At 51.5% G+C, this 13,081-nt stretch carries 9 protein-coding genes and 3 pseudogenes; all 12 read left to right on the top strand.

The window, feature by feature from the left end:
* Positions 1–279 precede the first annotated feature (279 nt).
* Positions 280–2,046, top strand: a complete 1,767-nt coding sequence (gene tssF, locus ABLV30_RS11475) for a type VI secretion system baseplate subunit TssF (protein ID WP_154950824.1) — start codon at positions 280–282, stop codon at positions 2,044–2,046.
* Entirely contained in the window at positions 2,010–3,092 is a 1,083-nt protein-coding gene (tssG, locus tag ABLV30_RS11470; protein WP_064357242.1) for a type VI secretion system baseplate subunit TssG, read from the top strand. Before tssF ends, tssG begins: the two co-directional genes overlap by 37 nt.
* 160 nt (positions 3,093–3,252) lie before the next feature.
* The gene (tssJ, locus tag ABLV30_RS11465) at positions 3,253–3,777 is read left to right on the top strand and encodes a type VI secretion system lipoprotein TssJ (RefSeq protein ID WP_064357243.1); all 525 of its coding nucleotides are present in this window, start codon (positions 3,253–3,255) and stop codon (positions 3,775–3,777) included.
* A 4-nt stretch (positions 3,778–3,781) separates the two neighbouring features.
* Positions 3,782–6,514, top strand: coding sequence for a type VI secretion system Vgr family protein (gene vgrG, locus ABLV30_RS11460; protein ID WP_154950826.1), 2,733 nt, complete (start codon positions 3,782–3,784; stop codon positions 6,512–6,514).
* A 1-nt stretch (position 6,515) separates the two neighbouring features.
* Complete coding sequence (locus ABLV30_RS11455) at positions 6,516–8,930, top strand: phospholipase D-like domain-containing protein (RefSeq protein WP_265801882.1); 2,415 nt, start codon at positions 6,516–6,518, stop codon at positions 8,928–8,930.
* On the top strand, positions 8,927–10,156 hold the full coding sequence (locus ABLV30_RS11450; RefSeq protein ID WP_048262264.1) for a T6SS immunity protein Tli4 family protein: 1,230 nt from the start codon (positions 8,927–8,929) through the stop codon (positions 10,154–10,156). Before ABLV30_RS11455 ends, ABLV30_RS11450 begins: the two co-directional genes overlap by 4 nt.
* Before the next feature lie 59 nt (positions 10,157–10,215).
* Positions 10,216–10,299, top strand: a pseudogene (locus ABLV30_RS11445) (type VI secretion system lipoprotein TssJ); the annotation flags it as partial.
* Positions 10,299–11,558, top strand: a pseudogene (locus ABLV30_RS11440) (DUF2345 domain-containing protein); the annotation flags it as partial. The pseudogenes ABLV30_RS11445 and ABLV30_RS11440, both read left to right, overlap by 1 nt.
* Before the next feature lie 11 nt (positions 11,559–11,569).
* Positions 11,570–11,710 (top strand): hypothetical protein, encoded by a 141-nt coding sequence (locus ABLV30_RS11435; protein WP_177986830.1) that lies wholly within the window; start codon positions 11,570–11,572, stop codon positions 11,708–11,710.
* A 218-nt stretch (positions 11,711–11,928) separates the two neighbouring features.
* Positions 11,929–12,363, top strand: coding sequence for a hypothetical protein (locus tag ABLV30_RS11430; protein WP_154950828.1), 435 nt, complete (start codon positions 11,929–11,931; stop codon positions 12,361–12,363).
* On the top strand, positions 12,344–12,709 hold the full coding sequence (locus ABLV30_RS11425) for a hypothetical protein (protein ID WP_129896993.1): 366 nt from the start codon (positions 12,344–12,346) through the stop codon (positions 12,707–12,709). Before ABLV30_RS11430 ends, ABLV30_RS11425 begins: the two co-directional genes overlap by 20 nt.
* 83 nt (positions 12,710–12,792) lie before the next feature.
* Positions 12,793–13,071, top strand: a pseudogene (tssE, locus tag ABLV30_RS11420) (type VI secretion system baseplate subunit TssE); the annotation flags it as partial.
* Between the last annotated feature and the right edge of the window lie 10 nt (positions 13,072–13,081).

Here is a 13,081-nt window from a genome sequence, read left to right as displayed (position 1 = left end):
GATAACGAGCTAAAACCCGTCAACCCTGAAACGGAAACGGACGATGCTCCAGTTTATGACGATAATTTTCCGCTAATGCACACAGAGCTTAATACGCTCTCGGGTACCGATCCGAAGCAGCTCTGTACACGGGCGAAAATAGTGTGTGAACCCGCTAAAGCTATCCGCGTCGACACCTCTGCGAGGGATGTTCTACCGGCGAGGCGGGTTGTTGTCGAACCGGCCAGAACCAGCGGTTGTGTTTGGCTAATATTTTGTTAACTATCAGGAAATTTGTGCATGGATGATTTAACCCTGCGCTACTATGAAGCCGAAATGCGCTATCTGCGCGAAGCGGGTAAAGAATTTGCCCGGGCCCATCCGGACCGGGCGGCGATGCTTAATCTGGATAAACCCGGCGCGCGCGATCCTTATGTAGAACGTCTGTTTGAAGGATTTGCCTTCCTGATGGGCAGACTGCGTGAAAAGCTCGATGACGATCTGCCGGAGCTGACCGAGGGGCTGGTGAGTCTGTTATGGCCACACTATATGCGGACCATTCCGTCACTTGCCATCGTAGAGTTTACGCCGGACTGGCGCAGCCTGCGTCAGGCAGAAACGCTGGCCGAAGGCTTTTCTGTTCTTTCGCGCCCGATTGGGCCGCAGAAAACCACCTGCCAGTACCGAACCACTCGGGACGTGCCCTTACAACCCCTGCAACTTGCCGATGCGCGTCTGCATACTGAAACGGATGGGCGCTCGGCTATTCGCCTGCGTTTTGAGTGTCCGGAAAAAGTGGACTGGAGCAAGTCCGGGCTCGAAAAAGTCGCTCTTTTTCTGAACGCCGAAAGCCCGGTCAGTTCAGCCCTGCATCTGGCGATGACCCGCCGGGTGCATGCTATGTATGCCCGTCATGTCGGTACCGGAACTGAACGCCATAAGTTTGATGGCTGGTGCAGGCCGATGGGCTTTGACGACGACGGCCTGTGGAAGAAAAGCGATACGGCCTTCAGCGGCTATCAGCTGCTGCTGGAGTACTTCAGCTTCCGTCCGAAGTTTATGTTTGTTGAGCTACGCGGTCTCGACACCATCGGGCTCACTGAGGCCAGCTCCTGGTTTGAAATCGATATTGTGCTCAGTGAAGCCTGGTCATCTGACCTGCCTTTTGAGACAGAAAACTTCCGGCTGCACTGTGCGCCGGTTATCAATCTCTTTACCCTGGAAGCCGATCCGCTGACACTTAATCCTCTGGATAACGAATACCTGCTCAGGCCGCTGCGTCTTCAGGATGGCCACACCGAGATTTACAGCGTCGATAACATCCATGGCGCGGTGAAGAATGGCAAACACCCCTATGTACCGTTCACCAGCTTCCGGCACCGGGGCGGTATGATGCGTCATGATGCCCCTGAACGTTATTACCACACCCGCGTGAAACGCGGCCCCTCTGGTCTGTATGACACCTGGTTAATTCTCGGGGGGCGCTCGTTCGAGCTGGAGCAGCTGTCCGATAAACCAGAATCCCTTTCGATGCGAATAACCGGTACCAACGGGCAACTTCCGCGAAAAGCGCTGGAAAGTACCCTGCTGGACAGGGTGGTCAAAACCGGCAAAGTGCCCGTCAGAGTATTAAACGTCACAGCACCGACAATGCCGCTATATCCCCCGGCAAATGACCGTTTTCACTGGCGAGTGATGAGCCACCTCGGATCAAACTTCCTCAGCATGATGGACAATCCGGAGGTTCTGCGGGGAACGCTGGCGCTCTATGACTGGACTGACGATGAGATGAACCGCCGTCGGCTTGAAGCAATCGTCGCCGTGAAGCACACCCTGATCCGCCGTTTTGAGAAGGGCTTTATGCTCAGGGGCGTGGACATTGAGGTCACGCTAAATACGGATAATTTTGCAGGCGAGGGCGATGTGAATCTCTTCGGGGAGATGCTGCACCGGTTCTTCGCGCTCTATGCCGATATTCACCTCTTTAACCAGCTCACGCTGGTACTGCAACCGACAGGGAAACGACTGAGATGGCGCGAGAATCACAGCCAGCACGTACCGGGCTGACGCTGGCCCTTAATAAAGATATCTGGCGGGCCAATTTCTATCGTTTCTGCCAGCTGCTGGAACAGGAAAATCCGGACGCGCCCAAACTGGGCGCCACCAGCCATCCGGGCGACGATCCGGTACGATTCAGACCCTGGCCTGGTATGGGTTTCCCGGTCAGTACCCTGAAGGTGGTGGAGACCGACGAAGACCATCCGACATTACCCCCAACGGTCCGCACGACATTTCTGGGGATGTATGGCGTGGACTCCCCTCTGCCAACGTCCTGGCTGGACGACATTGCGCAGCGCCGGGAAGGACACGAGGCGGTCACCTCGTTTCTGGATATTTTCAGCCACCGCATCACCACGCAGTATTACCGGATCTGGCGAAAATACGCGTATCCGGCAACCTTCGAGGCCGGTGGGCGAGATGCCACATCACAGTGTCTGCTGGGGCTGGTGGGACTCGGTATACCTGGTACGTCTGAGCAGGTGGCAACGCCGGTGTCCCGTTTCCTGGCCCTGCTGGGCACCATGCGTTTGCCCACGCGCAATACCGAGGGCATCCGGGCTGTGGTGAGCCTGCTGGCGCCGAATACCCGGGCAATTATCACCGAACCGGATCCGGTTAAAGTCCATATCGATAATCGCAGTGGGCTGGGGGCCGGAAACCGTATCCGTCTTTCGCAGCGGGCCACTCTGGGTAAAACGGCCAGGGAGGCATGCAGCCGGGTACTGGTGACGCTGGAGACAGCGGATCCGGACGAGGCGGAAGGCTGGTTACCCGGTGGTGTCCTCCATACCGATTTTCTTGTTCTGTTACGCGTCTATCTCGGCTACCGCAGTGACGCCCGACTGCGCCTCACTGTACCCGTACGGCTGTTGCCTGAGCCCCGCCTTGGCAAAGGCAGGCGTATCCAACTGGGCCGCACCGGTTTGCTGGGGCTGAAAGCAGGCAAACTCAGCAACAGCCAGGAGAGTCTGACCGTCAGTCTGGGCTGTTATGAAGGGTTGCAATGGTCTGTGTTACCCCCTGCTGAAGACGGACATTACCGCTTCGACTAATCATCAATCATTAATTCTCCCCAAAATAATTCTGATTGCAGGAAGGCGGCAAACGCGTGAGTCCCCGGGAGCATAGATCACTATGTGACCGGGCGGGACGAGTGCGTGCAGCCAACGCATCTGCAATCAGAAGTATGAAGGGGATAAAAGGAACTTTTGAATGGCAACAATAACCCGCTGGCGGGTGCTGACGCTTATTGCCTGTGGTCTACTCGCAGGCTGCGGTCTGACGCAGACCGTCACGGACGGTACGGTCAGCATCACGAAATCCATCTTCTACAGGAAAATTAAAACGCTGCATCTGGATTTTACCCCGCGCACGGCCATTAACGCCGATGGCGCACAGACGCCGCTGGCGACCATGATGCGGGTTTATCAGCTCAGGGATCGTAAAGCAGTTGATGCCGCCGGTTACCAGACGCTGCTGCGCAAGGCCGATACGGTACTTAAGGACGATATGCTTGCGTCAAAAGAGCTGCTGGTGATGCCCAACGGCAGCGTGACGCTCAATGTTCCCATGGATGAAGATGCTCAGTTCGTGGCGGTGGTGGGATTATTTAACCGCCCGGATCAGAAGGACAACCGCTGGCGCCTGGTGCTGACCCGTGACGATCTCGACCCGGACAAACCCCGTACGATTGAACTGGGTGATGGCTGGCTAAGCCTCGTGCCGGTAAAGGAGTGACGTGATGGATAACTGGTCAGCGCTTTTTGACGGACAGACCCGATACTTTCTGGATATCAATGACAGTACAGTGAAGCCGGATGTCCTGCGCTTTTACGGCAGGGAAGCCCTGAGCGAGCCGTTCAGATGGGACATTGAGTTCACCACGCTGCAGGCGAACATTCCCCCGGAACAGGTGCTGATGAAATATGCCTCTTTCCGGATGCGTGGCGGCAAAAACGTTCACGGCATGGTGACCCGCCTGGAATGGCTTTCCACCTCAAAGGATCAGTCTCACTACCGGCTTACGCTCAGTTCGCGCCTGGCGCTCCTGGGATACACCCGGCAGTGCGCGGTATATCAGAACCAGTCCGTCCTGGAGGTGGTGGAGCAGGTGCTGCGTAAACACGGTCTGGAAGGTCCAGATTTTGAATTCAGACTGGAGCATACATACCCGCCGCGTGAAATTATCACTCAGTGGCAGGAGACGGATCTGCAATTCATCCAGCGCATTCTGTCTGAGGTGGGCATTTACTGGCGCACGGAGATGGACGACGTGCGCGGTCTGGATACGTACATTTTTGCGGACAGCCAGCTTAACTACCAGTTTGATGTGCGCCTGCCGTACAGCGAGCCATCGGGGTTGTTCGACGGCGCGGCAGAATCGGTCTGGGATGTGCGGACCTGGCACAACATCGCCACCGGCACTGTCGTCACGCGGGATTACAACTACCGGACCGCCACCACGCCGATGGATGCGGCGGTGAGTGTGCGCAGTGATGCGGTCACCACCGGGGAGCATTACCGCTACGCGGCACCTTATCGTGAAGCGGGCGATGACGCGAGCCCGGAGCCGGAAACCGAATCTGGCGCGTTCTACGCCCGACTTCACCACGAGCGGGAGCTCAACAGGTCGGGCCGCATTCACCTGTTCAGCAATGCTGCACACCTCACTCCCGGGCAGGTGCTGGAGCCGCAGGGCGACGTCATTACGGCCCTGCAAGAAGGCGTGATCCTCACCCTGGTGACCTTCCGGGGCGCCCGTGATTCCCGCCTGCATGTGTCAGTCTGGGGCCAGCCTTACACCGAACGGTACTGTTTCCGCCCGGCGGAAATCCCTCGCCCGGTCATCCCGGGTACGCTTCCGGCCCGGATCGAAAGTCGCGAAAAAAATGATACCTATGCACACCTGGATGAGCAGGGGCGCTACCGGGTGAAGCCGGACTTCGACCGGGAGGGCACGGAGCCGGGCTACGGCTATCTTTGGCTGCGGATGGCGAAGCCTTATGCCGGTGAAACGCTGGGCTGGCACACCCCGCTCACCGACGGCACCGAAGTGGCGATTGCGTACAGCAACGGTGATATTGACCTGCCGTACATCGCGTATGCGCTGCACGACCCGGAGCACCCGGACCACGTCACCCGTGACAATCACACCCGCAACGTGCTGCGCACCCCGGCGAATAACAAGCTGCGGATGGAGGATAAGCGCGGTGAGGAGCACATCAAACTTGCCACGGAGTACGGCAAGACCCAGCTCAACAGCGGGCACCTGGTGGATGCACAGGGGCAACGTCGCGGCACGGGCACCGAGCTGCGCACCGACGAGTGGGGAACCCTGAGAGCCGGGAAGGGACTGTTTGTCAGCGCGGATGCGCAGGTGAAGGCGCAGGGTGACGCACTGGATATGAGCGCTGCGCTGAAGGAAATCGACAGGCTTAATCAGCAACTGCAGCAGCTGGAAATGGCCGCAGAAAAAGCGCAGGCGCTGAAGGGGGATGTCGACAGCCAGATACAGATGTTTGAGCAGCGGCTGAAACCGCTAAACGAGGTGCTGCTGATGTCCGCCCCGGAAGGGATGGGGCTGACCAGCGGTGAGCATCTGCAAATGGCGGCCACAAAAAATGTCGCCCTGAATGCTGGGGGGGATATTAGCATCGGAACAATGGGCAACATGACCGCGCTGGCCGGGGAGAAGCTGGGGCTCTTTGCCCGCACCGGCCAGCTGAGCGTCAAATCCGGAGAAGGGCCGGTAGAGGTCCAGGCGCAGAACGCCAGCCTGCGGTTGTTTGCTGAGAAGAAGCTGACGCTGAGTTCAGCGGGTGACATTTCCTTTGCCGGGAAAAAACGTATAACGCTGATCGGTGGCGGAAGCTATCTGCGACTTGAGGCCGGGAAGGTGGAGTACGGGACGACGGCGACGTATCTGCGGAAGGTGAAGCGGACTATGGCGGCGGGGGCGGCGAGTATGCCGTTAAATCTGCCAGTGATGCCACTGGTTGATTTATTCACCTCCCAACCGATCAGTCAGAACCTTAAGCCGGTGCTCCGTTTGTCTGATGCGCCAGGAGTAAACGGACTTGCACAATCAGTGCGCCAGTGGCAAATCGTCGAGGCAGGCTCTTACATGCAGGCCATTTCTACCGATGAAGTCCTTATGAACGGACAAACGGACGATGCTGGCAATGTTCTCCAGTCAGAAACACAACAGGCGCAATTGATAAAACTGGCATCACAGTATTCGTCCCGTTTATGGATGGTGGCTGGTGACCGCGCGCACAGGTTGTATTTCAATATGATACCTGCCGACACAGGCAGTGATGCAAAGGACTTCTGTGCACAGGATGCAATGGGATTCCATCGCATGTTCAATTCGGTCTCCGACAACATTCAACCTGGCGAAAAGCTGAAACAATGTATACAGGATGAACAACAGATCAACGGGGCAATACTCGATTCACTCAGGGAGGAAAAATAAGATGGCAGTGCAAAAACTTGATGATGGCATGAATCGGGGGAGTGTGTATTTTGATGACAAAAGCGACAAGAGCTATACAGCCACGTTAACTCACAACCATTGGGTACATTACACCAGTGGCCAGGAGCGTCAGTCAGAAAACTTTGCCGAGTATACCGAAGGTAATGCGGTGCAGGCTTTCCTGGGGGGAAAGGCCTATTTTACTGCGTTACTGACTGCCTTTAAACAGGCCCAAAAATGTGTTTACATCACAGGCTGGCAGGTTAACTGGGATGCCCAACTAGCGGAAGGGGTTCGCCTGGTGGATGCATTACTGGAAGCCGTACAGGCTTCACCGGAACTGCAGGTGTACATTATGCCGTGGAATAATCCCTCACAGGTGGAAACCTATTCGGCGGCAACAGAGCGGGTGTTTGCGGCGATGAATTGTTATCTGAAGCGCAAGGCCTTTTATGTTCAGTGTGCGGATTCTAAATCCGGAATGATGTTTTCGCATCACCAGAAATGCGTGATTGTTGATGAAGAAGTTGCGTTTGTCGGCGGTATTGACCTGGCCTACGGACGCTATGATGACCATTATGGTTTGCAGGCAAATGCAGACGGACGACAGGGGATGAATATGTACAATTCGTGCATCCCGCCTGTTTCGCGGCAAAGCAGTTACAACCCCATGGAGGAATATGTCATCCCGGCAGGGGGATTCCGGCGGGATAACCAGCAGGATGAACGGCAAAAAGCTGAGCGTCGGCAGGCTGACAGTGTACAGCACATTATCAATAACGTGCTCAGCCATCAGCACTGGCAGTCATCCGCCACGTCAAAGGACAGTACCTATCTGGACCCGACGGTCCAGCCCCGGATGCCCTGGCAGGACTACCAAATGCAAATTGAAGGGCCAGCGGTTTATGACCTGGTGCGTAACTTTGTGTTTCGCTGGAACAGTTATAGTCACCCCTATCCGGATCATTCGCTGAAAACCTCTGTTCCTGAACTGGAGGTTCCGGCAGCACCGCCACGGAAAAAAGGCAGTTGCCAGGTGCAGGTGCTGCGCAGTGCCTCACTCGACATGCGTAAAGATGAGCATAAACGTATGCCGGACAGCGCACCAAAGGCCAGGCTCAAACAGGATGATATCCTACGCAGTATCCACCTGCTTATCAGCAAGGCGGAGCACTATATTTATATTGAGAATCAGTTCTTTGTCTCGGCGTTTGGGCGGTCATCGATTAGTGCCGGGAGTGGGCTAAGTCCGGTGGCGGATAGCATTAATCCGTCAGTAGCAGCTTGGGCAACCCGGCTCCTGGCTGATGACACGACACCGCAAAATCCGGTGGCAGAATGGCTGGGAGACCGGGTTAAACGGGCAGTCTTTAGTCATATGCAGCAGGCGTTCCATGTGTATATTGTACTGCCGGTGTATCCAGAGGGGCGGCTTGATGATCCGGCCATTGTGGCGCAAATTCATTTAACCCGACAGTCCTTAGTCTTTGGTTCGCAGAGCCTGCTTAACCGTATTCGCCGTAGCTTATGGGTAAAACAACAACTTGAGCTACAGACGGTCCCGCGCAGGGAGTGGTGGCAGAAAATTACTGAGCTGGAAGAGCAGTGCGGCGATAAGTATAAAACCATTCCACTGGAAGCATGCAATGAGTATGTGACGATGCTGAATCTGCGCGACCACGCTGAACTAAACGGCAGGGCGGTAACAGAGCAGATATATGTCCACAGTAAACTGATGATTGTCGATGACCGCTATGTTCTGGTGGGAAGTGCGAATATCAATGACCGGAGTCTGCAAGGTGACCGGGACTCCGAGCTGGCGGTACTGATATCCGATACAGCCTATTGTTATACGGACCTGGATGGGACGGGCGTTGCTGCCCCGACCCGAAACTTTGCGCGCGAATTGAGACAAAGTGCATGGCGTAAATGGCTGGGCAGCGCAGCGGGAGCGTGTGCAGATGTGCTGGATAAACCGGCACTCAGGACGGGATGGGAAAAAATTCAGATGCTGGCGAAAAAAAATGCCGAAAATTACGAAGCAGTATTCAACTTTATTCCAGGAGATAATTATCAACTGGATGGAGGTAACGATTATCCTGATAGCACTGAAAGTAAAATCAGGTCTTCTGTCTGGCCAGTAATTTCGGTTAATTCTACAGCGGCAGAGTCTGATAAGGAAAATATGCCGTTTTCAGAAACATTCTGGGCTACTAATAGAACAGTCCAGCATAGTAATAAACTGAACGGCGTTAAGGGATATTTTACTATGTTACCCGTTCACTGGACTGAGGGAGAGAATAACCTGATTCCTTATAATATACGACTTATAGCCAATAATAATGGCTTAAATAGTAATGACTTTCAGATTGCTGGTATTTTTGAAAATAATGACAGAAGTGGAGTGTTGCTATGAAAACTCTGTGCTTGCCAGTGTTATCTGTTTGCTTACTCTTTTCATTTAACGCATATAGCCAGGAATGGAAAAATGAGTGTGTGGGCTATTATCAATTAGCGTTGCCAGATAATCTTGAAATAGCATTGTATCAGGTTGAAGATTTTGTTAATCCCAGAGAGCAACCCGAAAACGATGGGGATATAAAAACAAGGTTATATGCAAGCCCAGAAGTAAAGTTCGAAAGGAATACTTTTGTTCGGAATGATAGCTCTGTTCAGGCGCAATTTACTGAATTCTATTACGGGCAATATAAATTGGGCATTTCATCACAGAGTCGCACATCCATTAATTGGGTAGAGTATCGAAACAAAGTAATCGCTAACAGAGATTTTGGTGTGAAGGTTGCCAGGCAATATGAAGATCGTAATCTAGAATTATTTAACGATCCTGTTACGCCAGGATCAGAATTTAAAAGAAAGCATAATTATATCATTAAAGATTATACTGATGCTTTTGTGCTATATGAAAACAGAACTTATAGCCTTTTTGTGAAAAAAGATGAACGTTTATATCATTTCTGGAAGAAATATCAGAAGGACACAGGTGATAAAACACAAACGGCAGAGAAACAACTGCAAGAGAGTGAACCTGAAATTCTTTCATTACTTAACAGATTCCAGTCTCGCAAACTCTATCAGGTTCCCACAGCGCAAGGTTTTTGTATACCCTATGGTTTTATCGCCGGGGATTCTGGCCATGAACTGCGTAATATGGCGGTCACTTACCGTCTGAAAAATCACCCGGATGTGACCATATTTTTTCAGGATTTAGGCATGGAGCCTGGACCAAGGTTTCAGCGTCCTGAAAATGAAAGTGCTAAGGATTTTGTTACTTATTTGTGGAACAGAAAATACCAGTGGTCATCTGTTTCGAAAGAGTTAATCAGCCCGAAATGGCGCCCAATTAAGATGGACGGGCGTGACGGGCTTGGGACTTTTGTGAAGGCAACTTTTCGTGATGTCCCAGTATATGACTATAAGGATCAAGTAATTAATCGCCTGAATTATATTAACTATGGTTATGTTGCTTATGTGCAGGGCAATCATAATGTCAGAAGTATGGAACCTGATTTATTGCTCTATGTTATGCAAGACAGTAGTCAGGTTAAAAAACAACCACCGATGGATAAAGATGACCTAGAAAAACTTGCTGAACATATTGTCAGTTCGATTAAGAGACGGTAATTCATTTATTACTGCTCCCCCAATTTTCTATTCCTTTATTTTCACCCAACACTACTTTTATGATGCAGGTTTATCAGCTCAGGGATCGTAAAGCGGTTGATGCCGCCGATTACCAGACGCTGCTGCGCAAGGCAAATACGGTATCTACGCTCACCTGGACGAGCAGGGGAGCTACCGGGTGAAGCTGGACTTTGACCGGGAAGGGACAGAGCCGGGCTACGGCTACCTGTGGCTGCGGATGGCGAAGCCGTACTCTGGTGATACATACGGCTGGCACACCCCACTCACCGACGAGACGGAAGTGGCAATTGCGTACAGCAACGGTGATATTGACCTGCCGTACATCGCCCATACGCTGCACGATTCTGAACACCCGGACCACGTGACCCGCGACAACCACACGCGCAACGTGCTGCGCACCCCGGCGAACAACAAGCTGCGGATGGAGGATAAGCGCGGTGAGGAGCATATCAAACTTGCCACGGAGTACGGGAAGACCCAGCTCAACAGCGGGCATCTGGTGGACAGCCATGGGCAACGTCGTAGTCAGGGAACGGAGCTGCGCACCGACGAGTGGGGAACCCTGAGAGCCGGGAAGGGGCTGTTTGTCAGCGCGGATGCGCAGGTGAAGGCGCAGGGTGAGGCCCTGGACATGGATGCCGCGCTGAAGGAAATCGACCGGCTTAACCAGCAACTGCAGCAGTTGGAAATCGCGGCGGCGCAGGCGCAGGCGCTGAAGGGCGATGTCGACAGCCAGATAGAGATGTTTGAGCAGCGGCTGAAACCGCTCAATGAAGCGGTGCTTTTCTCGGCGCCGGAAGGCGTGGCCCTGACCAGTGGTGAAGATATGCAGCTGGCCGCTGAACGGAACCTTGCGCTAAACGCCGGAGAAGACTTCAGTGTTGGAGTGATGGGCAATGCGACCGCTTTGATCGGGGAGAAGCTGGGGCTCTTTGCCCGCACCGGTCAACTGAGCCTGAAATCCGGGGAAGGGCCAATAGATGTCCAGGCACAAAACGCCAGTATGCGGTTGTTCGCTGAGAAGAAGCTGACGCTGAGCTCAGCGAGTGACATCTCCTTTGCCGGAAAGAAACGTATCACCCTAATTGGTGGTGGCAGTTACCTGAAGCTTGAGGCCGGGAAGATCGAGTATGGTACGACAGCATCGTATTTGCGCAAAGTGAAGCGGACTATGTTTGCTGGTGCAACCGATCTACCAATTGAGTCAATGAAGCAGATGACAATGATCATTCAGTATTACGACAGAAAGTTAAATTTCTCTTCAAATGTCAATTATCGTGTTGAAACATCGGATGGAGAGGAACTACTTTCTGGCTTCGGCACAGATGGATACATAGACAAAAGAGACAGTGAACATGAATATTGGATATTTGTAAGCTGAGCAATAATACCATGAAAAAAATAAATATTGAAATAGATGGAACCCCCTATCTGATAGTTACAAAGGATGGAAAGACTGAGCTGGGCATAAAAGGAAAAACAACTCCAGAAAATGACAGCACACCTCATGACATTAAAGTACCAACGTTTTAATTATCACCAGAAAAAACGGTGAGGTTCTATTTGTTTTACGAGGTGCCGAAGAGGATGGGTTTTCAATATTAACGGCTCAAACCCTTTATGATCATTTTCAATATCAATGGTTTGAGCCGTTAGCAGATAACTATAGGGAATTACTTTTTATTAATGACGCAGACTATGCTAAAGAAGCATATAAAATATTTACATGGGATGATATAGCTAAGTTTTCCTTGATTGACAGACCATCATATAGTTTTTATAAAAATATGGAAGGAGATTGGAAGCAGAACCCTGAAGGTGGAGCAGGATATCTTTTGGTATTAATCTCCGACATCCCCTATTGGACGGACGCCGTGGGCCAGATACCATTTGCCGTTGACACCTACCGTAGCACTCAGAGCATAACTAAAACAGTACAAATCGGAATTGAATGGGGTGCAGGTACAATAACAGGGAGTGAGGACTATTCCAATGAGTATGATAATTATTTCGTATTAAGAGGGGCTTTATTTGCTAGCAAGAATTTTACATATAAAGTAACATCTACGGGAAAATCTTATCCAGCAGTTGAAGTTAAAGAAATAAGTAACTCAGTAAAAGCAGAAATGCTTGGTGCCCCAATAAAAAATAGTGAGTTGGAAAAATATGGAATTTGGAAAAAATAAAACCATTGCAATAAATATTCTAATTGCAGTCCTTGGATGCATTCTTGTTGTCACTGTTCATTATTTCGGCTACAAATGGTATATGGATCATTTCACTACTCGAAGTAGAGGTGTTGGTCTTGGATTTGTAATGTTATACATGCGGTGCATTATTATTCCAATAATATTTCTCTCAGCCTTCATTAAATTAAAACATTCAATACCCATCCTTGGTGTGGCTTTTGTATTTATGTTTTATACATGGTATGGAACAAATCCACTTCGCGTAATGTTGATGTTTGGTTCCTCATTATCCGGTTACGCAATAATTATTCTTGCAAAAAAATTAAAACGAAATATAGGATAATTCCTATTCCTTAGGACCTAAACCTCTATCATTTTATATAATTCGATATATTATGAAGCAAAAAGCGCCCTCCTTAATATGAAATTCTTACTGGCAACTTTACAGGGGATCTTCCCCTTGAAGTTGTAAACGAAGAAGATCAGGTCATTTTATCTGTACTGGATAACATCCAGCATATTTTGAACGCCCGGGCCGGGACCATATCCCATCTCCCAGATTATGGTTTGCCGGATATGACCAAGATTCTGCAAGGCATGCCCGGGACAGCCCACGAGCTGATCGATACGTTGGCCGGTGTACTACTCAAGTATGAACCTCGTTTACAGTCACACAATGTGACCCTACTCGAACAGCAAGTGCCGTGCCTCTTTC

This window comes from Klebsiella sp. CN_Kp113 (assembly GCF_040064585.1).
GTDB classification, from domain to species: Bacteria; Pseudomonadota; Gammaproteobacteria; order Enterobacterales; family Enterobacteriaceae; genus Klebsiella; species Klebsiella michiganensis.
This window is presented reverse-complemented; position numbering and strand designations above follow the sequence as displayed.